Origin of the sequence: Kitasatospora sp. NPDC058184 (assembly GCF_042883725.1) — a bacterium.
Lineage (GTDB): Bacteria > Actinomycetota > Actinomycetes > Streptomycetales > Streptomycetaceae > Kitasatospora.
This window is the reverse complement of record NZ_JBHVVE010000003.1, coordinates 144,965-169,123: the sequence shown is the minus strand read 5'-3', so window position 1 is coordinate 169,123 and position 24,159 is coordinate 144,965. Positions and strand designations below refer to the sequence as shown.

Annotated in this window: 28 protein-coding genes; 12 read left to right on the top strand and 16 right to left on the bottom strand. The window is 74.5% G+C overall.

The window, feature by feature from the left end; genetic code table 11:
* The first annotated feature begins 26 nt into the window (after positions 1-26).
* Positions 27-605, top strand: coding sequence for a carbonic anhydrase (locus tag ACFVXH_RS07060; RefSeq protein ID WP_049654174.1), 579 nt, complete (start codon positions 27-29; stop codon positions 603-605).
* A gap of 170 nt (positions 606-775) precedes the next feature.
* Complete coding sequence (locus ACFVXH_RS07055) at positions 776-1,408, top strand: flavin reductase family protein (protein ID WP_387820988.1); 633 nt, start codon at positions 776-778, stop codon at positions 1,406-1,408.
* 64 nt (positions 1,409-1,472) lie between these two features.
* Here the strand turns inward: ACFVXH_RS07055 and ACFVXH_RS07050 are convergent, their stop codons facing one another.
* Positions 1,473-2,063: a hypothetical protein gene (locus ACFVXH_RS07050; protein WP_234348478.1), complete on the bottom strand. Its 591-nt coding sequence runs from the start codon at positions 2,061-2,063 to the stop codon at positions 1,473-1,475.
* Positions 2,064-2,504: 441 nt separating this feature from the next.
* Here ACFVXH_RS07050 and ACFVXH_RS07045 point away from each other — a divergent pair, with 441 nt between their 5' ends.
* Positions 2,505-3,641, top strand: coding sequence for a serine hydrolase domain-containing protein (locus ACFVXH_RS07045; protein WP_387820984.1), 1,137 nt, complete (start codon positions 2,505-2,507; stop codon positions 3,639-3,641).
* Between the two features lie 4 nt (positions 3,642-3,645).
* Positions 3,646-4,422 carry a MerR family transcriptional regulator gene (locus ACFVXH_RS07040; RefSeq protein WP_387820981.1) on the top strand — a complete coding sequence of 259 codons (777 nt, stop codon included), beginning with the start codon at positions 3,646-3,648 and terminating at the stop codon, positions 4,420-4,422.
* A 53-nt stretch (positions 4,423-4,475) separates the two neighbouring features.
* On the opposite strand, the gene ACFVXH_RS07035 is transcribed toward ACFVXH_RS07040, so the two are convergent.
* The 4 genes from ACFVXH_RS07035 to ACFVXH_RS07020 are packed head-to-tail and all read right to left on the bottom strand — an operon-like array spanning position 4,476 to position 7,168.
* Positions 4,476-4,904, bottom strand: coding sequence for a lasso peptide biosynthesis B2 protein (locus ACFVXH_RS07035; protein WP_387820978.1), 429 nt, complete (start codon positions 4,902-4,904; stop codon positions 4,476-4,478).
* Positions 4,901-5,206, bottom strand: a complete 306-nt coding sequence (locus ACFVXH_RS07030) for a lasso peptide biosynthesis PqqD family chaperone (RefSeq protein WP_387820975.1) — start codon at positions 5,204-5,206, stop codon at positions 4,901-4,903. The genes ACFVXH_RS07035 and ACFVXH_RS07030 overlap by 4 nt, the downstream gene beginning before the upstream one ends.
* Positions 5,206-7,038 (bottom strand): asparagine synthase-related protein, encoded by a 1,833-nt coding sequence (locus ACFVXH_RS07025; protein ID WP_387820972.1) that lies wholly within the window; start codon positions 7,036-7,038, stop codon positions 5,206-5,208. Before ACFVXH_RS07025 ends, ACFVXH_RS07030 begins: the two co-directional genes overlap by 1 nt.
* Positions 7,039-7,048: 10 nt before the next feature.
* Positions 7,049-7,168: a lasso RiPP family leader peptide-containing protein gene (locus ACFVXH_RS07020; protein ID WP_107086612.1), complete on the bottom strand. Its 120-nt coding sequence runs from the start codon at positions 7,166-7,168 to the stop codon at positions 7,049-7,051.
* A gap of 275 nt (positions 7,169-7,443) precedes the next feature.
* Between ACFVXH_RS07020 and ACFVXH_RS07015 the strand changes: the two genes are divergently transcribed.
* Positions 7,444-8,169 (top strand): class I SAM-dependent methyltransferase, encoded by a 726-nt coding sequence (locus ACFVXH_RS07015; RefSeq protein ID WP_387820968.1) that lies wholly within the window; start codon positions 7,444-7,446, stop codon positions 8,167-8,169.
* Between the two features lie 86 nt (positions 8,170-8,255).
* Here ACFVXH_RS07015 and ACFVXH_RS07010 read toward each other — a convergent pair whose 3' ends face one another.
* The 3 genes from ACFVXH_RS07010 to ACFVXH_RS07000 form a co-directional block, all read right to left on the bottom strand.
* The gene (locus ACFVXH_RS07010) at positions 8,256-8,840 is read right to left on the bottom strand and encodes a short chain dehydrogenase (RefSeq protein WP_049658590.1); all 585 of its coding nucleotides are present in this window, start codon (positions 8,838-8,840) and stop codon (positions 8,256-8,258) included.
* A gap of 29 nt (positions 8,841-8,869) precedes the next feature.
* Positions 8,870-9,103 (bottom strand): DUF4287 domain-containing protein, encoded by a 234-nt coding sequence (locus ACFVXH_RS07005; RefSeq protein ID WP_387821642.1) that lies wholly within the window; start codon positions 9,101-9,103, stop codon positions 8,870-8,872.
* Positions 9,104-9,246: 143 nt separating this feature from the next.
* Positions 9,247-13,233 (bottom strand): Pls/PosA family non-ribosomal peptide synthetase, encoded by a 3,987-nt coding sequence (locus ACFVXH_RS07000; RefSeq protein ID WP_387820965.1) that lies wholly within the window; start codon positions 13,231-13,233, stop codon positions 9,247-9,249.
* Between the two features lie 416 nt (positions 13,234-13,649).
* Here ACFVXH_RS07000 and ACFVXH_RS06995 point away from each other — a divergent pair, with 416 nt between their 5' ends.
* Positions 13,650-14,375, top strand: coding sequence for a histone deacetylase (locus ACFVXH_RS06995; RefSeq protein ID WP_387820962.1), 726 nt, complete (start codon positions 13,650-13,652; stop codon positions 14,373-14,375).
* A 68-nt stretch (positions 14,376-14,443) separates the two neighbouring features.
* Positions 14,444-15,229, top strand: coding sequence for a hypothetical protein (locus ACFVXH_RS06990; protein WP_387820959.1), 786 nt, complete (start codon positions 14,444-14,446; stop codon positions 15,227-15,229).
* 82 nt (positions 15,230-15,311) lie between these two features.
* Here ACFVXH_RS06990 and ACFVXH_RS06985 read toward each other — a convergent pair whose 3' ends face one another.
* Both ACFVXH_RS06985 and ACFVXH_RS06980 read right to left on the bottom strand, forming a co-directional pair.
* The gene (locus ACFVXH_RS06985) at positions 15,312-15,830 is read right to left on the bottom strand and encodes a SixA phosphatase family protein (RefSeq protein WP_380741820.1); all 519 of its coding nucleotides are present in this window, start codon (positions 15,828-15,830) and stop codon (positions 15,312-15,314) included.
* A gap of 195 nt (positions 15,831-16,025) precedes the next feature.
* Positions 16,026-16,502, bottom strand: a complete 477-nt coding sequence (locus tag ACFVXH_RS06980) for a carboxymuconolactone decarboxylase family protein (protein ID WP_049650876.1) — start codon at positions 16,500-16,502, stop codon at positions 16,026-16,028.
* A 176-nt stretch (positions 16,503-16,678) separates the two neighbouring features.
* On the opposite strand from ACFVXH_RS06980, the gene sigJ reads away from it, so the two are divergent.
* Positions 16,679-17,620 (top strand): RNA polymerase sigma factor SigJ, encoded by a 942-nt coding sequence (gene sigJ / locus ACFVXH_RS06975; protein ID WP_387820955.1) that lies wholly within the window; start codon positions 16,679-16,681, stop codon positions 17,618-17,620.
* Positions 17,621-17,710: 90 nt separating this feature from the next.
* Here sigJ and ACFVXH_RS06970 read toward each other — a convergent pair whose 3' ends face one another.
* Positions 17,711-18,166 carry a hypothetical protein gene (locus tag ACFVXH_RS06970; protein WP_387820952.1) on the bottom strand — a complete coding sequence of 152 codons (456 nt, stop codon included), beginning with the start codon at positions 18,164-18,166 and terminating at the stop codon, positions 17,711-17,713.
* Between the two features lie 459 nt (positions 18,167-18,625).
* Between ACFVXH_RS06970 and ACFVXH_RS06965 the strand changes: the two genes are divergently transcribed.
* Positions 18,626-18,877, top strand: a complete 252-nt coding sequence (locus tag ACFVXH_RS06965) for a hypothetical protein (RefSeq protein ID WP_387820949.1) — start codon at positions 18,626-18,628, stop codon at positions 18,875-18,877.
* Here ACFVXH_RS06965 and ACFVXH_RS06960 read toward each other — a convergent pair.
* Positions 18,871-19,491: a DUF2306 domain-containing protein gene (locus tag ACFVXH_RS06960; RefSeq protein WP_387820946.1), complete on the bottom strand. Its 621-nt coding sequence runs from the start codon at positions 19,489-19,491 to the stop codon at positions 18,871-18,873. The genes ACFVXH_RS06965 and ACFVXH_RS06960 overlap by 7 nt on opposite strands.
* A 224-nt stretch (positions 19,492-19,715) precedes the next feature.
* Here ACFVXH_RS06960 and ACFVXH_RS06955 point away from each other — a divergent pair, with 224 nt between their 5' ends.
* On the top strand, positions 19,716-20,102 hold the full coding sequence (locus ACFVXH_RS06955; protein WP_387820943.1) for a fucose-binding lectin II: 387 nt from the start codon (positions 19,716-19,718) through the stop codon (positions 20,100-20,102).
* 77 nt (positions 20,103-20,179) lie between these two features.
* Here ACFVXH_RS06955 and ACFVXH_RS06950 read toward each other — a convergent pair whose 3' ends face one another.
* From ACFVXH_RS06950 to ACFVXH_RS06940, 3 genes are all read right to left on the bottom strand, one after another.
* Positions 20,180-20,533, bottom strand: coding sequence for a VOC family protein (locus ACFVXH_RS06950; RefSeq protein WP_387820940.1), 354 nt, complete (start codon positions 20,531-20,533; stop codon positions 20,180-20,182).
* A gap of 148 nt (positions 20,534-20,681) precedes the next feature.
* A complete protein-coding gene (locus tag ACFVXH_RS06945; protein ID WP_380781379.1) occupies positions 20,682-21,410 on the bottom strand; it encodes an HAD family hydrolase in 729 nt (242 codons plus the stop codon).
* Between the two features lie 454 nt (positions 21,411-21,864).
* Entirely contained in the window at positions 21,865-22,047 is a 183-nt protein-coding gene (locus tag ACFVXH_RS06940; protein ID WP_387820936.1) for a hypothetical protein, read from the bottom strand.
* A 48-nt stretch (positions 22,048-22,095) separates the two neighbouring features.
* Between ACFVXH_RS06940 and ACFVXH_RS06935 the strand changes: the two genes are divergently transcribed.
* Complete coding sequence (locus ACFVXH_RS06935) at positions 22,096-22,692, top strand: DUF5919 domain-containing protein (protein ID WP_387820933.1); 597 nt, start codon at positions 22,096-22,098, stop codon at positions 22,690-22,692.
* 52 nt (positions 22,693-22,744) lie between these two features.
* On the top strand, positions 22,745-23,236 hold the full coding sequence (locus ACFVXH_RS06930) for an NUDIX hydrolase (protein ID WP_387820930.1): 492 nt from the start codon (positions 22,745-22,747) through the stop codon (positions 23,234-23,236).
* A 492-nt stretch (positions 23,237-23,728) separates the two neighbouring features.
* On the opposite strand, the gene ACFVXH_RS06925 is transcribed toward ACFVXH_RS06930, so the two are convergent.
* A complete protein-coding gene (locus ACFVXH_RS06925) occupies positions 23,729-23,839 on the bottom strand; it encodes a ketosteroid isomerase family protein (protein WP_387820927.1) in 111 nt (36 codons plus the stop codon).
* Positions 23,840-24,159 lie beyond the last annotated feature (320 nt).

Below are 24,159 nucleotides of genomic sequence, written 5' to 3'. Positions count from 1 at the left end.
CCGACCCCGCCCAGGCGCTGCGGGTGATGATGCAGGGCAACGCCCGGTTCGTGGCGGGCAACCCCGAGCACCCCAACCAGGACGCCGGGCGCCGCGCGGCGCTCGCCCCGGCGCAGCGGCCCTTCGCGGTGCTGTTCGGCTGCTCGGACTCCCGGCTGGCCGCCGAGATCATCTTCGACCAGGGCCTGGGCGACCTCTTCGTGGTGCGCACCGCCGGGCACGTCACCGGCGCGGAGGCGCTGGGCAGCATCGAGTACGGGGTGAGCGTGCTGGACTGCCCGCTGGTGGTGGTGCTGGGGCACGACTCCTGCGGTGCGGTGGCGGCGGCGCTGGACTCCCTGGAGCAGGGGCAGCTGCCGGGCGGTTTCGTCCGGGACGTGGTGGAGCGGGTGACCCCGAGCGTGCTGTCCGCCAGGGCGGCGGGCATCGAGGACCGGGACGGGATCGTGGACGAGCACATCCGCCAGACCGTGGACCTGCTGGTGGAGCGCTCGCAGGCGCTGGCGGCGCGGATCGCCGAGGGGAAGGTGGCCGTGGTGGGCCTGTCCTACCGGCTGCGCGACGGCCGGGCCCGGCTGGTCTCCGCCCGGGGGCCGGTGGGCTGACGGCGGGCCGCCGCGTCCCGCCCGTCGCCGGGGCGCGGACGCCGTCCTCGGGAAACCGGAGTCGCATCCTCCGGAACTCGATGTCCGATCACCGCCAGCGCCCCCGTCCGGGCGGCGGCAGAGTCGGTGACCGGCAACGGTTCCCCATTTCCCGAGGACGGCAGTCTCCCGTGCACAAGGTCATCGATCTCAAGGTCCTGTACTTCGGCACCCCCGTGGTGCTGATCGGCTCGCGCAACGAGGACGGCAGCGCCAACCTCATGCCGATGTCCTCGGCCTGGTGGCTGGGGCAGTCGTGCGTGCTCGGCCTGGGCGACAGCTCGCAGACCGCCGAGAACCTGCGGCGCGAGGGCGAGTGCGTGCTCAACCTGGCGTCCTCCGCGCAGGTGGACGCGGTGGACGCCCTCGCGCTGCTGACCGCCAAGCCGCGGATCGCCGAGTACCGGCTGCGGCAGGGCTACCGCCACGAGCGGCGCAAGTTCGAGGCCGCCGGGCTGACCGAGGTGCCCGGCGAGCTGGTGCGGGCGCCGCGCGCCGCCGAGTGCCCGGTGCAGCTGGAGTGCCGGGTGGAGTCGGCGACGGCGCTGGCGGGCGGCGGGCGCACCGCCTTCGAGGTGACGGTGGTGCGCGCCCACGTCGAGGAGAGCCTGCTGGTGCCCGGCAGCGACCACTACGTCGACCCGGTCGGCTGGGACCCGCTGATCATGAAGTTCTGCGAGTTCTTCGGCGACGGGCGGCGCCTGGCCCCCTCCCGCCTCGCCGAGGGCTGGCAGATGCCCGGGCGGCTGCCCGCCGCCGTGTGACGTGGCGTCCGCCCGGGGCCTCCGCTCCGGATGTCCGCGCGGGACGTCCGCTCACCGGTGGTGCTCAGGGCGCGACGGTCGCCCCGCAGGAGTCGCACACCCGCGTCGCGGGCAGCTCCAGGAAGCAGCTCGGACAGATCGCCGGCGGGCGCGGCGGCGCGGCGACGGCGGCCTTGCGCTCCACCGAGGCCCGCAGGCGCGGGGCCAGGGCCGGCGTGCCGCCGTCGGCGGGCAGGTCGGCGGCGAAGTGCCGGTAGCAGGCCAGGCGGGCGGCGGCCGCGTGCTGCTCGCGGTCCATCTCGGCGGCCACCGGCGGCTGTCCGGCCACCGCCAGCACCTCCTGGTAGCCGGGCCCGACCTTGCCGTCGGTGGCGTGCACCACCAGGGCCGTCAGCGGTGGGTCGCCGCGCCGGTGCGCCTCACGGATCACCAGGGCCAGCACCTTGCCTATCCAGTGCCGCTGGTTGATCCGGGTGCGCACCCCCGAGGCCTCCTGCACCGCCTCGGCCAGGTCCGGGTAGCTGATCACCGCGTGGTAGCGGCGCGCCACCTCCACCAGGGCCGGGTAGGCCGCCCTGGTCCACACGATGTGCGCCTGGCTGGCGCTGACCGCCGAACCGTCCGACGCCCGCCAGTACGTGTGCTGCTCCGTCATCCGCCCGCCCCTGTCCGTCTTGTCCGTTGTGTACGTGTCCGTCCCCCGCGGGCCCCCGCCGGGAGCGAGGCTACCCGGCCCCGGAGCGGCACCCTCGGGCGGGGCCTCGCCTCGGGCGGGGCTTGACTTCAAGTCCTGTTGAAGTCGTGGAATGGGTGCCGACCGCAGCCGTACGGGCAACCCCGCGGTCGATGCCCCGCCCGTACGGAAACCCGTACCGGGGCCGGGGCCGCCGCCTTCCCGATCGTGCCGACGGCGGCCCCGGCCTCCGGGCTCCCCCGTCCACCCCGCCCGGCGCCGCGCCCCGCCTCCCGCGCCTCCCGCCTCGCGTGGGCGGGCCGCGCCTGTGAGCCGGAACACGGTTGAGGTTGACCTTGGGTCAGGGTGGAGGCTCCTCCCATCGGGCCCGACGACGCGGGCCCCGCGATACGAGGGGGCAGCATGTCCACCACCCACCACTCCACCCACCACTCCGCCCACGGCCCGGACCGCCCGGAGCTGCGACGGGCGGTCGAGGAGATCGCCGGATCCGGTTTCCTCGGCGTGCAGGTGCGGGTGAACGACGCGCACGGCGAGTGGGTCGGCACCGCCGGGTCCCGCGAGCTGGGCCGCGAGGAGAGGCCGCCGGCCGACGGACACTTCCGCGTCGGCAGCGTCACCAAGAGCTTCATCGCGACCTCGGTGCTGATGCTGGTGGCCGAGGGCCGGCTGGCCCTGGACGACCCGGCCGGCGACCACCTGCCCGGGTTCGGGCTGGACCGGCGGATCACGGTGCGGATGCTGCTCCAGCACACCAGCGGGATCTTCAACCACACCGGCGAGCTGGAGGAGGACGGGACGTTCGTGCCGGGGGTCCCGTGGCGGGGCCGGGAGTGGGTGGAGGACCGCTTCCGCACCTACCGGCCCGAGGAGTTGGTGCGGCTGTCGCTGTCCCGGCCGGCGCGGTTCGCGCCGGGGGCGCGCTGGAGCTACGCCAACACCAACTACGTGCTGGCCCGGCTGGTGGTCGAGCGGGTCACCGGCCGGCCGTTCGCCGAGGAGCTGCGGCGGCTGGTCCTGGAGCCGCTGGGGCTGACCGGGACGGTGGCCCCGGGCGCCTCGCCGGAGGTGCCCGAGCCGCACGGCCGCAGCTACTACCGCTACGAGGACGCCGGGCGGGAGCGGACGGTCGACGTCACCCGGCACAACCCGTCCTGGGTCTCGGGCGGCGGCGACATGATCTCGACCACCCGGGACCTGCACGTGTACTTCTCCGCGCTGATGGGCGGCCGGCTGCTGCCGCCCGGCCTGCTGGCCGAGATGCGCGCGCCGGAGGCGACGGTCGGCTACGGGCTGGGGATCTTCGCCCAGGCCACGGACACGGGCACCGTCTTCCACCACAACGGCGCCACCATCGGCTCGGCCGCGCTGATGTACGGCTCGCCGGACGGCGGCACCACCCTGACCGCCGGGCTGACCTACGTGGACGACGCCGACGTGTCCGTCGCCGCGGCGTTCCAGAGCGCCCAGCGACGGCTCGTCGACGAGGTGTTCGGCACCGGGCCCGGCCCCACGGCATCCGGTCGTACGGCAGGCTGAACGGATGGCAAACGGAGTCACGATCGGGCAGGCGGCCGCGTACGTCGGCGTCACGGTGAAGACGGTGCGGCACTACCACCGGCAGGGGCTGGTCGAGGAGCCGCTGCGCGACGCCTCCGGCTACCGGCGGTACGGGTCGGGCGAATTGCTGCGGCTGGTGCAGGTCCGGACGCTGGCCGCCGCCGGGGTGCCGCTGGCGGAGGTCGGGCCGCTGCTCGACGCCGACGGCGAGCGGTTCGCCACCGCCCTCGCCGACGTGGAGCGGCGCCTGACCGAGCGGATCGCGGAACTGACCGCGCGCCGCGACACCCTGCACCGGCTCGCCGACGGCGACCGGGCCCTGCTGCCCGACCGCGCCTGCGCGGTCCTGGAGCGGATGCCCGGGCTTGGCTTCGGCCCCGACTACGTGGCGGCGCAGCGCGAGGCCCTGGTGCTGGCGCGGGCGCTGGTGCCGGAGGGCTTCGACGGCCTCCTCGCCCAGCTCGAACTGCGCCTGGACGACCCGGGGTTCGTCGAGCTGACCAGACGCGGCCAGGAGGCCGAGGCCTGGGAGCCGGACGATCCGAGGGTCGAGGAGCTCGCCGCCGCCATGGCCGACCACTACCTCGCCAACCCCGCCCTGCTGGGCGACCCGGCCGGCCTGCGCGCCTGGGCCAGGGCCGCCACCCAGTACCGGCTGATCGACCGCCACCGCGACGACCAGACCCCGGTCTCGGCCCGGCTGACCGCGCTCACCGAGGCCCGGCTGCGCGCCGCCGGCGTCCCGTCCCCGCACCGGTAGCGCCCCCTGCCGCCCGCGGGAAGCCGGGCGGACGGCGGCAGGCCCTCCGCCGGTCACCAGCCCGGCCGGGGCTCCGGGGCGATGGTGATCAGCGGGTGGAAGTGGGCGAGTTCGGCGGGCTCGTCGACGGGGCCGCCCTCGGCCTCGATCCAGGCGTGGGCGCGGAACGGGGCGGTGCGCACGCCGGTGCGCCAGGTCGGCCAGGCGCCCCGGGTGCGGCACAACAGGGCTGCGGCGATGGAGCGTTGGAGGCAGCCCTGGCCGGCGCAGCGCATGCTGAGGGCGACCACGGCCTGCCGGGCGGCGAGGGCCTCGGCGCGGTCGGCGGGCCGGGCGCCGCGGCGCAGGGCGAGCATCACCCGGCGGATGCGGGCCGGGGGGAGCCGCTCGATCAGCCGGGCCGCGCCGATCGCCGCGAGGGCGGCGGGCCGCCGGTGCCAGGGCGGGCGGCCGGCGCGGGTGGCGTGGGCGTGCAGGCTCATCCGGCCGTGCCCGATCCCGTGCCGGCCGGTCCGCCGGCGCCCGGTCCGGTGGTGACCAGTCCGGCGGTGCGCAGGGTCTCGTGCAGCCGGTCGACGTCGGCGCGCGCCCGGTCGGCGGTGACGGGGTGGCGGGCGCTGAGGTCGGCGGCGGTCTCCTCGGCGGTGCGGCCGTCCAGCAGGGAGCGCAGGACGAGCAGTGCGGTGCGGTTGAGCTGGTAGTAGCGGCCGGAGCGCTCGTCGAGCAGGACGGCGCCGTCGTCGGTCGGGGTGAGCGTCACGTCGGGGCGCAGCTGGGCGGGCATCAGGTCCCTCCGGTGGTGGTGGCGGCGGTGCGGTGGCGGCTGCCGTGGGCGCGCAGCCAGTGTTCGCAGGCGAGGGTGGCGTCCAGGGCGGCGTAGGGGGTGCCGGTGGGGTAGAGCCCGAGGCAGGCCTGGCGCAGGGCGTCGGGGTCGATCAGGCCGGCGCGGGCCAGGGCGCTGTCCTCGGTGAGGGCGGCGAGTCGGGCGCGGTGGCGGGCGAGGCCCTGGTGGGCGTCGGGGGTGAAGTCGCCCTTGCCGGTGCGGCGCAGGAGGTCGGCGGGGACGTCCGGGGCGAGGGCGGTGGTGAGCAGGGGCTTGTAGGCGAAGGGGGTTCCGCGGGTGGCGGGGTCGGCGGCCAGGCAGGCGTCGAGGACCTGGTCGTCCAGGAAGGGTGTGCTGTACGGGGTGCCGGCGCGGGCGGTGGCGTCGACGAGCTGGCGCATGGCGGAGGCGCTGTGCCGGACCATGCGCAGGACCTGGTGCTGGGCGTGCTGCGGGGCCAGGGGCCGGGCGTCCCGCAGGGCCTTGAGCTGGTCGCGGACCAGGGCGGCGGCGTGCGGGGTGGCCCAGGGCGGCAGCCGGGGTTCGGTTCCCCAGCCGAGGAGTTGGGTGGTGGGCGGCGCGGGGTGGGTGAGGCGGTCGGCGGCGTGGGCGAGCCAGGCGGGGTAGGGGAGGGGGTCGGCGAGGGCGCCGAGAGCGTCGGGCAGTTTCCAGCGCAGGCGGGCGCGGTGTCCGCGCAGGTGGCGGGCGGCGGTGGCGGGGTGGCGCGGGGCGAGGGTGCGCAGGTAGGCGGGGAGGGCCTGGAGGACTTCGTCGCCGCCTTCGCCGCTGATGCGCAGGCGGGCGCCGCGGGCGGCGAGGAGGCGGGCGACGGCCTCGTCGCGGGCCCTGGTGCGGGTCCAGGCGAACGGTTCGTCGCCCTGGGGGCCGGGGGTGTCGGTGTCGGCGAACATCGCGGGGAGGTCCTCGGCGGGCAGGACGAGCCGGGTGCCGGGCAGGTGGCGGGCGGCGCGGTCGGCCCAGGGGGCGTCCTCGTGGTGGGGGTCGAGGGAGCCGATGGTGACGGTGAGCAGGTCGGCGGGGCCGGTGGCGGCGAGGAAGCACAGGGGGGTGGAGTCGAGGCCGCCGGACAGGTCGGCGGCGACGAGGCCGCCGTCGCGGGTGCGGGCGGCGACGGCGCGGTGCAGGGCGTGGCGCAGGGCCGTCGCGGCTTCGGCGCGGGGTCGTTCGGGGGCGGGCGGCTGCCAGTGGGCGAGGGTGCGGGCGGGGCCGCCGGGGGCGAGCAGGGCGGTGTGGTGCGGTGGCACGGGGATGATGCCGGGCCACAGGGGCAGGGTGTCGGCGGGGTGCGGCAGGGGGTGGGCGAGGCGCAGGGCGAGGCGTTCGGTGGACGGGGCGAGGCCGGCCGCGGCGGCCAGGACGTCGGCCCGGTCCGACAGGACGGGGACGCCGTGGACCTCGGCCAGGTGGAGGCGGTGGAGTCCGGACAGCGAGCCGCGGGCGGTGACGGTGCCGCGCACGGTGGCGATCAGGTGGTGGCTGCCGGCCGGGCCGTCGGTGTGGGTGAGGGCGAGGGCGTCGCGCGGGTCGCGGAGGTGTTCGGCGCGGCGGCGCAGCTGGTGGGTGTCGGTGTCGCTGGTGCCGAACACGGCCAGCGCGACCGGTCCGGCCTGGGCGGTGACCGCCTCGTCGGCCGGCCAGTGGCCGAGGATCCAGGGGCGGCCGCTGGGGTGGTGCAGGGCACGGCGCTCGGCCGTGCCCCACACCGCGGCCACCGCGGCTGCTGCGTCGGTGTCCGGCAGGACCACGAACCAGGTCCGCCGGTGGCCGTTCACGGCGCGGTCCTCAGGGGGCGAGGTAGTAGCCGTGGACGTCGGACTGGTTGCCGATGTCGAAGCCCCGGGTGAGGTCCGCGAAGTCGCCGAGTTCGATCATCACCGGGGGCTCGTACACGTCGTCGGTCATGGCAATGTCCTCTCTTGTGCGGGGAGTTGGACACGATCGCCGGCCGGCGGTGCTCCTACTCTTCCTCGTCGGTTCGCCGACGGACAAGCGGCGCCGGGGCCTTCGGCCGGAACCCGACGGCCCGGGCGGGAGTGGCCGCAGGCGCTCGCGGGACTGCTGAGCACCCGGGCGAGCGGGTGGCGGGGGCGGCGGGCGGGAGGCCGGATTCGGCCAGCCCTGGACGAAATGGTGTAGACCTGTCCACTGCCGGACGGGGCCTCGCCTACGGTCGTCCCATGGCTGACGCATGCTTCGGGCACCCGCGGCTCGCCGCGCTCTACGACCCGCTCGACCCCGACCGCGGCGACCTCGACGCCTACCTGGCGATGGCACGGGAGTTCGGGGCCCGCCGGGTGCTGGACATCGGCTGCGGCACGGGGGTGTTCGCGCTCCTGCTGGCCGGCCGCGGGTTCGAGGTGGTCGGCGTCGATCCCGCCCTGGCCTCCGTGGAGGTCGCGCGCGCCAAACCGGGCGGCGGGCGGGTGCGGTGGATCCACGGCGACGCGACGGACCTGCCGCCGCTGCGGGCCGATCTGGCGACGATGACGGCGAACGTCGCCCAGGCGATCGCCGGTCCGCGGGCCTGGCGGGGGACGCTGCGGGGGGCCTTCGCGGCGCTGCGGCCGGGCGGGCGGCTGGTCTTCGAGACCCGCGATCCGGGCGCCCGCGCCTGGGAGGAGTGGACGCGCGAGCGCTCCCACCGGGTGACGGAGGTCCCGGGCGCGGGTGCCGTCGAGAGCTGGGTCGACCTGGTCGGGGTACGCGGGCCGCTGGTGACGTTCCGGTGGACGTACGTGTTCGCGGTGGACGGGCAGGTGCTGACGTCGGATTCGACGCTGCGCTTCCGGGAACGGGCGGAGGTGGAGCGGGACTTGGCCGCCCACGGCTACGTGCTGGAGGAGGTCCGCGACGCTCCCGACCGGCCCGGGCGGGAGTTCGTCTTCGTGGCCCGGCGCCCGTGACCCCCGCCGCCCCGTGACACCCGCCGCTCCGGGTGCCGTGCGCGGGAAGTCGGCCGGGCCGACTTCCTGTGCGCGGGCTCGGCGGTTCAGGGGAGCAGGGTCTCCCCGTTCGTCCGGCCTTCCACGGCGGTGACGTAGGAGCGCGCGGCGTCGACGGCGAGGATGCCCGGGGCCGGGTCCCGGCCGAGGAGCTGCAGCGTCTCGGCGATCCAGCCGGGGCTGACGAGGTTGATCCGCAGGTCGCGGGGCAGTTCGGCGGCGGCGTTGCGGACGAAGCCCTCCAGCCCGGTGTTGATGACGGCGCCCAGCGATCCACCGACCATCGGGGTGGTGAACGTGCCGCCGGTGAGGGTGATGGAGCCGCCGTCGCGCAGGTGGTGCTGGGCGCGCCGGGCCAGGGCGATCTGGCCCAGCAGCTTGCCCTGCAGCCCGGCGAGGAACTCCTCGTCGGTCGCCGTGGCGAAGTCGACCATCGGGCCCGACACGGCGCAGCAGACGACCGCGTCGAGGTCGGGCAGGCCGGCGAAGAGCGCGTCCAGGGAGTCGGAGTCCTCCAGGTCGACCGTCACCGGGCCGCTGCGCGAGGCCCGTACGACCTGGTGCTCCTTCTCCAGGGCGGTGGCGACAGCGCTGCCGAGTGTGCCGGAGGCTCCGATCACGAGTACCTTCATGCCGTCGATGATCGCATCAAGTGGCCCTCTCAGGAGGACTTTTCGGCAAGGGCGTGGGCGACGAGGGCGTTCGCGTGGCCGTGGCCGATGTTGTGCTCGGTCTTGAGCCAGGCGACGAGCTCCATGTGCCTGGCGAGCGGGGAGGCGCGAATGAGGTCCTTCCACTCCTCGACCGGGCGGCCGTACTTCTTCTCGATGGAGGGGAAATAGGAGGCGGGGCCCTTTACGGCGGGGGCCTTCGCGGCGGTCTCCGCGGTCTTCACGGCGGTCTTCGCAGCGGTCTTCGCGGCGGGGGCGGCGGTCATGGGCGGTTCCTCTCGGGAGGGCGGGAAAGGAGAAGCGGTGCGGTCACGGAGGTAGACCGTGACCGCACCGCGAACTCATCGCCCCACCGGAGTGATTCGCGTCACACCCCGGCGGTGGCCCGGTGGCGGCGCCGGCCGGCGGGCGGGGTGGGGTCGGCGTCCCAGGCGGCGACGGGGTTGCCGAGCCAGCGCCCGCCGCCGGGGACGTTCTCGCCGCGCATGACCAGGGAGGCCGGGCCGACGGTGCTGCCGGCCCCGAGGGAGGCGTTGAGCAGCACGATGGAGTGCGGGCCGGTGGTGGAGCCGGCGGCGAGGTGGACGGGGCCCAGCCGCATGACGCGGTCGTGGAAGAGGTGGGTCTGCAGGACGGTGCCGCGGTTGACGCTGGCGCCGGCCTCGACGGTGACCAGGTCGGTCTCGGGCAGCCAGTGGGTCTCGCACCACACGCCGCGGCCGATGCGGGCGCCGAGGCTGCGCAGCCACACGTTCAGGTAGGGGGTGCCGGTGATGGTGTGGCCGCCGAAGGGCATGGCGAGTTCCTCGACGAAGGTGTCGTAGAGCTCGTTGCGCCACACGAAGGAGGACCACAGGGGGTGTTCGGCGACGCGGAAGCGTCCGACGAGCAGCCACTTGGCGGCGGTGGTGACGGCGCAGGCGACGACGGCGGCGGCGGTGAGCACGAGTCCGGCGGTGCCGAGGGCGACGGCCAGGCCGTAGTCGTCGCGCAGTTCCTGCAGGGCGGCGAGGACGAGGTCGCCGAGCAGGGCGGCGAGGACGATCGGCAGCAGCCGGCAGAGTTCGACGCCGGCGCGCGCCCACATCAGGCGCCGGGGCGGGTTGTAGGTGCGGGCGTCGGCGCCGGTGTCGGCGACGCGGGGCAGCGCGAAGGCGGGGCGGCCGAGCCAGGAGGAGCCTTCGGGGGCGTGGGCGGGGGTGTCGGACAGGACGCCGACGAGGGAGTTGTCGGGCAGGTGGCGGCCGGGGCCGACGATGCCGGAGTTGCCGACGAAGGAGCGGCGTCCGACGTGGGCGGGGCCGAGGCGGAGCCAGCCGCCGCGCAGCTCGTACGGGGCGACGAGGGTGTCGTCGGCGAGGAAGGCGCCGTCGTCGACGCGCATCAGGCTGGGCAGGGCGAGCACGGTGGAGGCTTCGACGCGCCGTCCGACGCGGGCGCCGAGCAGGCGCAGCCACACCGGGGTGAAGAGGCTGGCGTAGAAGGGGAAGAGGGTGCGCCGGGCGGTGTCGCTGAGGCGGCTGACGGCCCAGGCGCAGAAGGCGACGCGTCCGGTGGCGGGGTGGTGGCCGGGGCGCAGCGGGAGGGACAGCAGGCGCACGAGGAGCGCTATGAGGGTGGCGTAGCAGACGACGGTGAGGGCGGCCAGCGGGATGGTGGCGGGCAGGAGCTGGACGAGGGCGCCGAGCAGGGTGGCGTCGCTGTCGATCATCGGGTAGACGATGGCCAGGGCGGGCAGCGCGGCGAGGATCGGGACGAGGCCGAAGAGGGCGAAGGCGGCGCCGTAGGCGAGGTTCCAGCCGCGCGGGGCGGGGGCGGGGGCGGTGGGCCAGTCGGCGGGGGCGGTGGTGTCGGGGCGGGCCGGGGAGCCGGTCCAGTGGGCGCCGGGCGGGACGGCGGTGGTGGCGGTGACGCAGGAGCCGGGGGCGATCTCGGCGCCGGCGCCGATGCGGGCGCCGGGCATGAGGGTGGCGCGGTGGCCGATGCGGGCGCCGTCGCCGATGTCGATGCGGCCGAGGTGGAGGGTGTCGCCGTCGAGCCACCAGCCGGCGAGGTCGGCTTCGGGTTCGACGGAGGCGTGGGCGCCGATGCGGGCGAGGCCGGTGACGGGGGGCAGGGTGTGGAGCTGGACGCCGGGGCCGACGCGGCAGCCCAGGGCGCGGGCGTAGCGGGGGGCCCAGGGGGTGCCGGCGAGGGCGGCGGTGCCGAACATGGCGGTGTAGCGTTCGGCGGCCCACAGGCGCAGGTGGACGTGGCCGCCGCGGGGGTGGCTGCCGGGGCGGATGCGGGCGGTGAGCAGGCGGGCGCCGGCGGCGGCGAGCAGGGTGCGGCCGGGGGCGCTGTAGAGGAGGAGCAGGCCCGCGCCGACGGGCCACCAGGAGCTGTGGGGGGCCCAGGCGAGGTGGCTGCCGGTGAGGTTGTCGAGGGCCATCAGGAGGAGGATCCAGCGCAGTCCGGCGAGGGAGAACATGCCGAGGAGCAGGAGGGTCTGCCACAGGCCGGCGCTGCGGGGGGTGCGGCGCACGGTGCGGCCGCGGACGGCGGAGGAGGCGGCAGCGCCGACGGCGCTGTCCTCGGGGGCGGCGGCCGGGGCGAGGGTGTCGAGGTGGGCGGCGAGGTCGGCGAGGACGGGGTGGGCGTACAGGTCGGCGACGGAGACGCCGTTGTGCCGGGTGCGCAGTTCGGAGACGAGGCGGGCGGCGGTGAGGCTGGAGCCGCCGAGGGCGAAGAAGTCGTCGTCGGGGCCGGGGGCGGTGCCGAGCAGGCGCTCCCAGTGGGCGGCGAGCCGGCCGGCGGTGCCGTCCAGGGCCCGGGCGGCGGGGGCGGTGCCGGTGGTGGCGAGCGGCCAGGGCAGGGCGTTGCGGTCGACCTTGCCGGAGGTGCGGGTGGGCAGGGAGTCGACGAGGGCGAGGACGGGCACCAGCGGGGCGGGCAGGCGCTCCAGCAGCCGGCGGCGGGCGGTGGCGAGGTCGGGGGTGGTGCCGGGCCGGGCGACGAGGTAGCCGACGAGCAGGTCGGCGCCGGCGGGGGTCCTGCGGACGGCAGCGGCGGCGGCGCGCACGTCGGGCAGGGCCTGGAGGGCGGCGTCGATCTCGCCGAGCTCGATGCGGCGGCCGCCGAGTTTGACCTGGTCGTCGGCGCGGCCGAGGAAGATCAGGCCTTCGGGTTCGTTGCGCACGAGGTCGCCGCTGCGGTAGACGCGGGGCGAGGCGAGGGCGGGGTGGGCGCTGAACTTCTCGGCGTCCTTGGCGGGGTCGAGGTAGCGGGCGGTGCCGACGCCGGTGATGAGCAGTTCGCCGGTCTCGTACCAGGGGACGGGGTGGCCGGCCTGGTCGACGACGGCGATCTCCCAGCCGTCGAGGGGGGCGCCGATGCGCACCGGCTGGCCGGGGAGCATGCGGGCGGCGGTGGCGACGACGGTGGTCTCGGTGGGGCCGTAGGTGTTCCAGAACTCGCGGCCGCCGGTGGCGAGGCGGTCGACGAGTTCGGCGGGGCAGGCCTCGCCGCCGACGATGATCAGGCGGACGGCGTCCAGGCACTCCTGCGGCCACAGGGCGAGCAGGGTGGGGACGGTGGAGACGGCGGTGATGCGCCGGTTCACGAGCCAGGGCCCGAGGTCGGTGCCAGCCTTGACGAGGGAGCGGGGGGCGGGCACCAGGCAGGCGCCGTGGCGCCAGGCGAGCCACATCTCCTCGCAGGAGGCGTCGAAGGCGACGGACAGGCCGGCCAGGACGCGGTCGCCGGGGGCGAGCGGCTGCTGCGGGAGGAAGAGGCGGGCCTCGGCGTCGACGAAGGCGGCGGCGCTGCGGTGGGTGACGGCGACGCCCTTGGGGCGGCCGGTGGTGCCGGAGGTGAAGATGATCCACGCGTCGTCGGCCGGGGCGGGCCAGGCCGGACGGCCCGAGGGGCGGGCGTCGGTGGGGGCGTGCAGGGCGCGCCCGGGGCCGAGGACGGCGCAGACGGCGGCGTCCTGCCAGATCATCTCGGCGCGCTCGTCGGGGTCGTCGGCGTCGACGGGCACGTAGGCGGCGCCGCAGCGCATGACGGCGAGGATCGCGATGTAGAGGTCGGCGGTGCCGGAGGGGATGCGGACCCCGACGCGGTCGCCGCGGCCGATGCCGTGGCCGGCCAGCTGCCCGGCGAGGGTCTCGACCTCGTGCAGCAGGGCGCGGTAGTCGAGGACGGTGTCGCCGGTGTCGAGCGCGGGCGCGCCGGGGTGCGCCTGCGCGGTGGCGGCGATGATGTCGAGCAGGCTGCGGGGGTGGGCGGGCTGGGCCGCCGGCCAGCCCGCCACGGGGCCCGGGTTCGGGCGGTGCAGCGTGCCGGGGCCGGCCGTTTCGTGGCGTGCGTCCATGGATGGGTTCCTTGGCTCCGGGGTCCTGGGGGCGCGTACGGGTATCACGCGGGGTGACGCCTTTGTCACCTGCTGGGTGCGCCCACTCACCATGACTCCGCTGGGAGTCGGCTGGATGCAGTGAGGAATCGATCAAAGAAAATTCTCATCATCGATGCCACGCGAGGGCAGCAACGGTATGAATCGAATGCTATTTCGCTGGTTTCCGATCGTTTTCGCTGGTGAAGAGTAATCGCCGAATACCGGAGCGGTGCGACGGGAGCGAGAAGAGTGATGAACACCATGGCGACCGATTCGCTACCAGTAGTGAAGGGGCCGCTGCCGAATCGGGGGGTTCTGGTCGGATCACTGGCGTGTTCACGGTTTTCACATATTCCTGTGGGAGTCTTTCGCAGCCCACACCGCGGCTCCTTCCTGTGAGCGGGCTGGGCAGCGGCGCGCCCGACTGGGATTCGGCTGGGCGAGACCGGGACCGGGACCTGGACCGTGACGGGCAGGGCGGCGGGGAGAACGGTACGGAGAGCGGCGGGGAGGTGCTCGTCTGGTACGTGGCGTACGGCTCGAACCTGCACGCCGCCCGCCTCGCCCGCTACCTGCGCGGCGGCCGCCCCGACGGCGGGGCGCAGGCCCACCCCGGCAGCCGCGACCCGCGCCCGCCGCGCCGGGCGGTGGCCACCGTACTGCCGGGCGTGCTCTACTTCGCCGACCACTCGCTCACCTGGGGCGGCGGCTCGGCCTTCTACGACCCGGGCCTTCCCGGCGAAGTCCCCTGCCGGGCCTATCTGGTGACGATCGGTCAGTTCAGCGACATCGCCGCCCAGGAGATGCGCCGCTCCCCCGGCACCGACCTCGACCTCGCCCCGGTGCTCGCCGCCGGGCGCGCCGAAGTGGGCCCGGGCCGCTACGAAACCCTGCTGCACGTCGGCGAGTCGGACGGCCACCCGCTGCTGACCTTCACCGCCGCCCGGGGCGTGGCCGGCGCCGAGCTCAACGCCCCCACCCCGCCCTACCTGCGCACCCTGGCGGCGGGCCTGGCCGAGTCCCACGGCTGGGGCCCCTGGCGCACGGCCGGCTACCTCGCCACCCGCCCGGGCGCGGCCGGGCACTGGACACCGGCGGCGGTGGCGGCGCTGCTGCTGTAGGCGCGGCCTTGGCCCGCGCCCCGGACCCGGGCCCGGCCGCTGTCGGCGGGCGCCGCTACCGTGCCGCCATGACCTACCACCCCACCGCGCCCGCGGATGCCGACTGGGACCGCCAACTCGCCGACGCCTTCGCCGCCTTGCTCGGCCGCCCCCTCGCGGAGTACGACCCCGACGCGGTCTACGCCGCCTGCGTCACCGGCAACCTGCTGTACGAGACCGGCTTCCGGCGCGAGCACGCCTGGGTGCGCCCGGCGGCGCTGCGCGGCGAGGAGCCGTTCGTCTCCCGGCTCCACCTGTTCGACGAGGCCGAGGGGACGCCGGTCTTCGACCCGAGCCGCTCGGTGTTCGAGTTCCGGCCGTCCGACGCCGGGGCGCATCTCCCCGAGGGCTTCGCCGCCGCCGTCGAGGCCGCCTGCTTCAGCCCCGGACTGCTGCGGGGCGCCGACCTCGCCCCGCTGCTGGAACGGTATGGCGTCGACCTCACCGACCCGGCCCTGGCCGGTACCTGGGAGGTCTACGCTCCCCTGCTCGTCTCCGACGGCACCCTCCTGGACGCCCTGTGCACGGCCTTCGCCACCGGCCGCACCCCCGGGGAGCTGATGCCCTTCACGGCGGAGCCCGAGGAGGAGTGGGAGGAGGAGCTTTCCGTGATCGGGAACCCCGAACTGCGCACCCACCTCGGCTACTTCTGCACCGACGGGGAGACGGGCCTGATGCCCGTGTCCGCCGACACCACGGCCTTCGGCCTGGACGACGAGGACTGCGAACCGGTCGCGGGCTGGGAGGACGGGCACGGCCAGGTGGAGATCACCGTCATCCGGCTGAGCGACCACGTCGCCGGGCCGCGCCGCTGACCCCGGCCCGATGCTGCCGCCCGGCGAACTGCCGGGCGGCACAGCCGTGTTCGGGCGGTTTGGGTGCCTTGCGGTGCGGGTGTCAGGCGTGCGGCGTCCAGAAGGCGGTGAGCCGGCCGACGCCGTGCTCGACGGCCTTCCAGCTGCCCTGGAACTCCAGGACCGCGATGGCCGAGGTCGGGAAGCCGGAGCGGTTCATCCGCGCCAGCAGGTCCCCCTCGGCCTCGCCCGCCAGGGCGTCGGCCAGCGCGTGGACGCCGGGGTTGTGGCCGACCAGGACCAGGTCCCGCACCTCGTCGGACTGCTCGTTGAGGAGCGCGATCAGCTCCCCGAGGCTCGCCTCGTACACGCGCTCCTCGGCGACGGTCTTCGGCACCACCGGGAGCTCGGCGGCCGCGAGCCTCCAGGTCTCACGGGTCCGCACGGCGGTGGAGACCAGCGCGAGGTCGGGGGTGATGCCGGCGCCGGCGATCCAGCGTCCGGCCGCCGGCGCGTCCTCCCGGCCCCGCTCGGCGAGCGGGCGCTCGTGGTCGTCCACGTCGGGGTGCTCGGCCTTGGAGTGGCGCAGCACGACGATCCGGCGCGTCGATTCCTCGGACATGGACGTCTCCCTCGGTTCCCGGAACGGGCGGTTCACCCGGACCAAGATCGTAACAGTCCGTACTGACGGTCCATCGGGTGGAACGCGACGGGTGCGCCGCCCCGGGCGGGCGGCGCACCGCCCGGGCCCCGGCCTCCCCACCGGCCGTACCCGGCAGGCCGGTTGGGGAAGGAGCGGGGCCCGGAGCCGCGCCGGTCAGTGGTGGTACATGCCGACCTCGTAGCCGCCGCCGGGCTGGCGGATCATCACGTTGGCCCGGTTGAAGGCGTTGATCAGCGCGATCGCGCAGACCAGCGCCGCGAGCTGCTCCTCGTCGTAGTGCTCGGCGGCGTTCGCCCACGCCTCGTCGCTCACCCCGCCGGCCGCGTCGGCGAGCCGGGTGCCCTGCTCGGCGAGTTCCAGCGCGGCGCGCTCGGCCTCGGTGAAGACGGTGGCCTCGCGCCAGGCGGCGACCAGGTTGAGGCGCACCGGGTCCTCGCCGGCGTGCACGGCCTCCTTGAAGTGCATGTCGATGCAGGCGCCGCAGCCGTTGATCTGGCTGGCGCGCAGCCGCACCAACTCCTGGACGGTGTACGGCAGGGCCGACTCGGCGATGGGCTTGTTGGCCGCGATGAGGTGCTTGAGGACCTTGCCGATGACGGGGCTGGCGAAGGGGTTGAGGCGGGGTTCCATGGCGTGCTCCTCGGTCGCTGTTCCGTTTGCTGCCCCTTGAGACAGGACGGCCCGCCGTTCTGTGACATCCCCCGGCCGCCCGGGCTCCGTGACCTGCGCCGCACCACCCGCCGGTGGGCTCCGGCGGGCCTCGGATAGCCTGCTGGCCACGGTCGCGGGGCAGGCGGGGGGTCCACATGACGGGTACGGCGGGTGCGGCGGGCGTGGCCGGGTACCGTCCGCTGCTGTTCTCCATCGCGTACGGGATGACGGGTTCGGTCGGCGACGCCGAGGACCTCGTCCAGGACGCCTTCCTCGGCTTCACCCGCGCCGACCGGGCCGGCACCGCGATCGCCGACCCCAAGGCGTACCTGACCACGGCCGTCACCCGCCTGGGCATCAACCACCTCACCTCCGCCCGGGTGCGCCGCGAGGCCTACGTCGGCCAGTGGCTGCCCGAGCCCGTCGTCACCACCGCCGAGCGGCCCGGCCCGGCCGAGCACGCCGAGCTGGCGGACACCCTGTCGATGGCGTTCCTGGTGCTGATGGAGGCCCTCTCGCCGGTCGAGCGCGCGGTGTTCACGCTGCGCGAGGCCTTCGGGTACGGCTACCCGGAAGTCGCGGAGATGGTGGGGAAGAGCGAGGCGAACTGCCGTCAGATCCTCGCCCGCGCCAGGAAGCGCCTGGCGCCCGCGGCGCGCGAGGACGAGGCCGTTACCCCGGCCCCGGCCCGCCGCGCGGAGGGCGAGGAGCTGGCCCGCCGCTTCTTCGAGGTCGCCGAGGGCGGCGACCTGGACGCCCTGCTCGGCATGCTCGCCCCCGACGTGGTGTTCCAGGGCGACGGCGGCGGCAAGGCCCGCGCGCTGGCCCACTCCCTCACCGACCCGCGCCGCGTCGCCCAGCTGCTCGTCGGCGGCCTGCGCCGGGTCCGCCGCCTGGGCGCGCGCCTCGTCCCGGCCCGGGTCAACGGCCGCCCGGGCGCGGTGGTGTACGACGCGGAGCAGCGCGTGGCCGGCGTCATCGAGCTGGACATCGACGCCGACGGCGCGGTGCGGTCCGTCCACGCCGTGTCCAACCCCGACAAGCTCGCCCACCTCGGGCCGGTCTCGGGCCTGGGGCTGCTGCCGGCGCCGAAGTAGCCGGGCGACGCAACGGCCCGGGCCCTGGCAACCACCGCCCGGGCCCGGGCCGTTCGTCGTACGGGTGCGGCCGGAGGGCCGGCCGGAAGGTCAGAGCGCGGTGCAGACGGCGGTCGCGCGGATGGACTCGGTCCCGGTGCCGGTGTTGGTGCCGCGCACGACCCAGGAGTTGTCGGTCGCGTAGGAGTCGGTGACGAAGATCCGGAAGGCGCTGGTCTGGCCGCCACCGCCGGTGGGCACCTCCCCGGACGGACAGCTGACGATGGCGACCCCGTTGTCCCCGGGGGCCACGTCGATCCAGTCGCCGACGACCTGGTCGTGCGCGGCCATCAGTGCGGGGCTGACGGCGGCCGGGCCGTGCGGGACGACGACGGTCGGCTTGACGTTGGGCTTGCCCACCGGCTTGCCCGCCAGCTCTCCGACGGGCTCTCCGACGGGCTTGTGGCTGGGCTTGCCGTCGGCGACGGCGGCCACGGTGCCCGTGGCCAGGACACCGGTGACGGCGACGGCGAGGGCGGTCAGGACGAGGGACTTCATACGGGCCACGGGGGCTCCTGAGGGTTGCGGCTCGGGGTGCGTCGACGCGGGGCCGTTCCCCGCGTCGAGCCCGATCCGTACCCGAACCCCCGACTCCGGCGCGGAGGCCCGCCGTACCGGCTACCCGGGCGGGGGAACACCGCTGCCCGACCGGGCTAGCCGGGGCTGGAATCCCCCGGTTCGATCAAGGAAGCCGTCCACGGGGGAAACACGGGCAACCGTCACCTCGGCACGTTCCGGCAGTTCAACGCCGCGGCCCGCGTCATCGGCCGGTGCAACGCCCCGCGCCGCCTCGCGCTCGGCGCCGGGGTCCGCCTGGTCGCCGCCTGCTCCGACTCCCCCGCCGCCGGCTCCCCTGCGCCCGACACCCCGGTCCCCGACACCGGGAAGCCCACCGTCGCCGAGCGGGAGAGCACGCTGGAACTCATCCCGAGCGAGCCGTCGGACAAGGAGCCGTTCCGCGCCCGGATGCTCAAGGGCTGCGAGATCTACACCAGCGGCCAGCCGTGCCCGATGTGCATGAGCGCCATCTACTGGTCCCGGTTCGACGCCGTCTACTTCAGCCGGAACCTGGACGAAACCGCGGAGATCGGGTTCAGCGACGAGCACCAGTACAAGGACTTCGAGAAGCGGAGCATCCACATGGAGCAGAGCTTCCGCAAACTCGGCAAGGTCCCGTACGACGCGTGGAGGGACAGGCCCAACAAGCACCCCTACTGACCTGTGACCACCTCCGCGACGGCGCGGCGGGGGCGGGTGAACCAGCAGGCGAGCAGCAGGTTGGGCACCCAGCACAGCCAGGCGATGGCGGTGTAGGAGGTGCGGAAGTCCAGGTGCGCGGCGGTCGCGGCGACCAGCATCAGGCGCAGCGTGACGGCGGCGAAGGTGAGCGCGAAGCTGCGGATCATCCAGTGGCGGTGGTCGGCCACCCGGCCGTCGAGGATCGCCCGCAGCCCGGCGTTGCCGGTCACCAGCCAGGCCACGGCCAGGCCGACGAAGCCGAGCCTCGCGACCGCTCCCCCGTACGCGACGGGCGCCAGCAGCAGCGCGCCCACCCCGCCGACCAGGCAGCCGATCAGGTAGACGACGCCGATCCGGCGGTGCAGGCGCGGCCGGCGCTCGCGCAGGCGGGCGGAGAACTGCCAGGGCCCGACCGCGAGTGCGGTGATCGCGCCGAAGATGTGGATGTAGAGCGGGACTTCGTGGCTCAGGTAGGTGGCGCGCTGCTGCTCGAAGAACCCCGCGGGGTCGAAGCTGAAGTACTTGGCGGAGATCACGGCGATGAGGGTGGCGAGCACCGTCATGACGGCCCAACCGGCCCGTGTGATGCGCATGGACCGAGTGTCGGGCCTGGCGGCCCGGGCCGACATCCGGGTTGCCCCCGAGAGGAACCCCCAGAGAACCCCACCTTCCTTGTGGGGGTTGGCACTTGGCGCCCGATGTCAAGATCGTTCCCTCGAAAGTGTTATTCCGGAACAGAGTTCCTTGGAATCGATCGCGGCGCGGCTAGCGTGAGCGGCGATCACCACGAGAACTCCCCACGGAACGAAGGAATCCCATGTCCGACGCCTACGTCCTCGTCAAGGGCAACACCGCCGAGATCAGCCTGCCCGCCGGCGCCCAGGTCACCGTCAAGGCCAAGACCAACTCGTCCAACGTCCAGAAGGTGCAGCTCACCAGCAAGGACGGCGTCGTCGACCTGGCGTTCAGCGGGACCGGCGAGCGCAACGCCGTCATCGGCCAGCAGACCATCACCGGGCAGGCCGGCCTCACCGCCACCTTCGAGTTCGCCTCGGCCGAGGGAGACTTCAGGCCGAGCAAGCTCAACTCCGGTGGCCCGTACGAGATCGGCGCCTACAACCTGATGGTGCTCGTCGCCGAGAACGGCGACGACGCCGACTACAACGACACCATCCTCGAGTTCAGCTGGTACACCCCGAAGTAGCCGCAGGGGCGGCAGGCACGCCTCCGGCCCGGCGCGGGATTCCGCGCCGGGCCGGAGGCATGCCCGCGGCGGCGCGGTCAGGCGGGCTGCCAGAGCTCGATGCGGTTGCCCTCGGGGTCGGTGACCCAGCCGAACCGGCCGACGCCGTCCATCTCCTGGGTCTCCTCGGCGACGTCGGCGCCCTTGGCGCGCAGCTGGGCGAGCATCGCCTCCAGGTCGCGGACGCGGAAGTTGAGCATGGTCTGCTGGCCACGGGGCCCGAAGTAGTCGGTCCCGGACTCGAACGTCGCGAACACCGTCGGCCCGGCTTCCTGCTGCCACAGGCCGTGTTCGTCGGCGTCCAGCCCCAGGCAGTCGCGGTACCAGGCGCCCAGCGCCGCCGGGTCAGCGGCCCGCAGGAAGTATCCGCCGATGCCGAGCACTCGTTCCATGCCGTCATCCTGCCAGGCCGGCGGCCGCCACCCCGATCACCCCCAAGGAGGCGCCCACAACCGGGTGAAGCGGCGGCGAGCGTGAACCGTCCCGGGGTGGCGGGTTCGGGCCTTCACCCGTGAAGGCCCGAACCCACGATCGAGGGCGTCATACAGCACGATCCGGTTCGCGGAACGGTTGAGGATCCACAGCACGCGATGCCCACGTGGCGTCCCGGCTCCCCCCGGACACATACGCGCCGAATACAGAGGTATCGAGATCCTCGAGGGACTCCAGTACCAGCGTGGCAATCGCGAAGCGAGGATCACTGCGATCAGCGGCCTCGGGAACGGCGACGACCGTCATCTGGGCTGACACGCCGGCGAGGACGCCGTTGAGCGAGTCCTCGATCACGACGCATTCGTCGGGTGACGCGCCGAGGGCGGCGGCTGCGCGGAGATAGGCGCCCGGGTGGGGCTTGCCGTGTTCGTCGTCTTCGGCCGAGAACACGGCATCGAAGGATCGGTCAAGGCCGGTGCTCGCGAGCGCATGCCGAATCACCGACTCCGGCGAAGACGACACGACGGCCATCGCCCTCGATGCGCGCGCGCACGCCGCGACGGCGTGTTCGGCGCCGGGTTTCAGCGCCACTCCCTCCAACCTGCGGCACACGGCGGCCACGATCTGCTGCTCGACGTCGTCGGGGTCGGCTTGAATGGTGGCCCGATCGAACCAGTAGGCCACCATGTCCCGTTGCCGCAGCCCGCGCGTCGCCGCCTGCATCTCCGTTGTGAGGTGCAGGCCAAGCGGACCGAACACGTCACGCTTTGCCGCGTCCCAGACCGGCTCGGAGTCGATCAAGAGGCCGTCCAGGTCGAACAGGACAATCGGTTGCATCGGTTGCTCTTTCGTTGGCGATCACGCGAGGACGAGACGATTCGCGGCCCCGCCGTGCATGAGCGGATGGTGCCGTGGCCGATGACGAGGCCCATGAGCCGCCGGCCGGCCCGGCGGCGAGCGTGAACCGTCCCGGGGCGGGCTCGTCGGCCCACCCCCGGTCGGCCGGCCGCTTCATCCTCGATCGAACTCCTTCCACACTAGCCGGAACCGGTTCCAGTCCGAGTACGGAAGTTGATCTTCTGACAGGACATCACCGGCTTCCCGCCGGGTGCTTGCCCGGTGAGCGTGGCGAGGACGCGCTGGCGGTGGGGAGCGAGCGCGTCCGTGGAAAGCGCGGGACGCCACACCGGGACGATCGAGCCCGATCGCGCGGGCCCTCGGTGGGGAGACTCCTGCGGGAGCGTTCGTCGCGGGCACCGGCCCGGAGGAATCACCGGCTTCCGGGCCGGCTTCACCTGCCTGTCCGGGCCGTCTCCGCTTCGGCGAGCTCGGCGAGTACCCGGTCCGCCGCCTCCCGAAGCCCCTCCACGCGCTCGCGCGCGGCCGGCTCCCGCTCCTCCAGGAGACCCGCCAACGGCTTCTTACGCCTGGGACAGTGGAACGCCGGCTCTCCGATGCGGCGCTGGTGCCGCATCAGCGGAACCGTATCGATGTCTGCGCGGCTTCAGGGGTTGATGAACGAGTGATCTGGCCCAACAGCGTCCGGGCGAACGTCAAGACCGGGCACGACCGGGAGGTGTTCGCCGTCTATCCGCACCGGTCGGCCTGCCCTCAGTCGGTCTGGGCGCAGCTGATCGCCGAGGCGCGGTCCGAGGTCTTCCTCGCCGGGTACACCAACTACTTCGTCTGGCTGGAGCAGCCCGCCCTCCTCCAGACCCTGCGGCGCAAGGCCGAGAGCGGCTGCCGTATCCGCTTCCTCCTCGGCGATCCCGAGTCCGGGACGACGCGCCGGCGCGAGCGGATCGAGGACGTGGCCCTCACCGTGTCCACCCGGATCCGGGTCACGCTGGAGCACCTGGCCAAGCTCTCCGGCAGCCAGGGCGTCGAGGCGCGCTTCAGCTCCCCGGAGGACGGCCCGAACCACATCGGCCTGTCCGTCTTCCGCTTCGACGAACACGCCCTGGTCACCCCGCACCTGGCCCGCACCGTCGGCCACGACTCCCCGCTGATGCACCTGCGACGCAGCGAGGAGAACGGCATGTTCGACCGCTTCGCCGAGCACATCGAGGAACTCTGGTCCCGGGGCAACACCATCCCCACCGACCCGGCCCGCGCATAGGAAGTCGGCCCCGCCGACTTCCTGCTCCACCGCTGAACCAGGAGGCACCACCATGAACTGCGGCGGCCGGAATGGCTGCGGGGACGGCGCCGCCGATTCCTCCCCCGCAGCGCTCCACTCCGTGTCCGTCGCGGGAGTGGTCGTTCGCGAGGACGGGCGCGTGCTGGCGATCCGGCGGGCCGACAACGGCGCCTGGGAGCCGCCGGGCGGCGTCCTCGAACTCGCCGAGACCGTTGAGGACGGCCTGTGCCGCGAGATCCGAGAGGAGACCGGCATCGAGGTCGGCGTCGACCAACTCACGGGCGTCTACAAGAACATGGCCCGTGGCGTCGTCGCCCTGGTCTTCCGCTGCCACCCCACCGGCGGCGCCGAACGGCTCTCCTCCGAGTCCACCGCCATCGCCTGGCTGACCCCCGACGAGGTCGCCGACGGCATGGCCGAGGTCTACGCCGTCCGCGTCCTCGACGCCCTGCACCCCGGCCCCGCCCGCGTCCGCTCCCACGGCGGCCGGCACCTCACAACCGCCCCCGAACGCCTCGCGTGAGAAGTCGGCCCCGCCGACTTCCCGCTCCGCCGTCCATGGCCAGAGCCCGCGCGCGCCCTTACGGACCCCTCTCGGCAGTCCGGTCGCCGACGGCGTCCCCGGCCTCGCGCCCGTGCACGACTCCAAGCCACCCCTCCGGCCGGGCCCTCCCCCGCTCCTGTGCGGGGCCGGGGCCGGTTCGATTCGCGGGAGGCGGGTCTTCTCCCCCACGGGCTCCAACTGCGGGTGGTCCGCCCGCAGTCGCGGCGTGACGGCCGGGGGCAGCGGGCGGCAGCGGCCGTCCGCGCCCAGGTGCGGCTCGGCTCCAGAGCCACCTCCGCCAGGCGGGCGAGAAAGCCAGCCGGAAGACGTGGTGGCTGAGGGAGAGGTGGTTGCCGGTGAGCGTCTGCACGAAGGTCTCGGTGAAGTCGACGGCCGAGTCGTCGAATCCGAGCTTGCCGACGACAACGATGAGCACGCCCCCGTCGGACAGCCGCTGGCTGTCGACGTCGCTCAGGAGACGAGGTCCCGAAGCTTCGCCTCGATGGCCTGTCGTCCCTGGACCTGCTGGCCTTCGAAGGTGAGCAGCGCGTCCTCCGCGTAGAACCCCCGCCACGCCTGCACGGGACTCGCCGCCCTCGTCGAAGTGGGCGTAGTAGCCCTTCACGAACTGAGCACCGATGTCTTCGTATCCCGTGGTGAAAGTCATGGCGGGCGAGCCAGCAGGGAGGTCGTCGTCAGAGTGCGGGTTCAGCCGTTCCGGCACTGTTTGTTGGCTCTCGGAGGTCGGACCGCCCCGGGAGCGTCCGAGCCGTTCGTCGGGGCGATGCTGCCGGGGGTCGCGGCGCCCCGCCCGCCCCCCGGGCGGCGCGGCCCCGCGCGGCACCCCGGCCAGGGGGCCGGAGGGCCGAGGGGCCCGGGGTGGAAGCCGGCCGCGCCGGCGG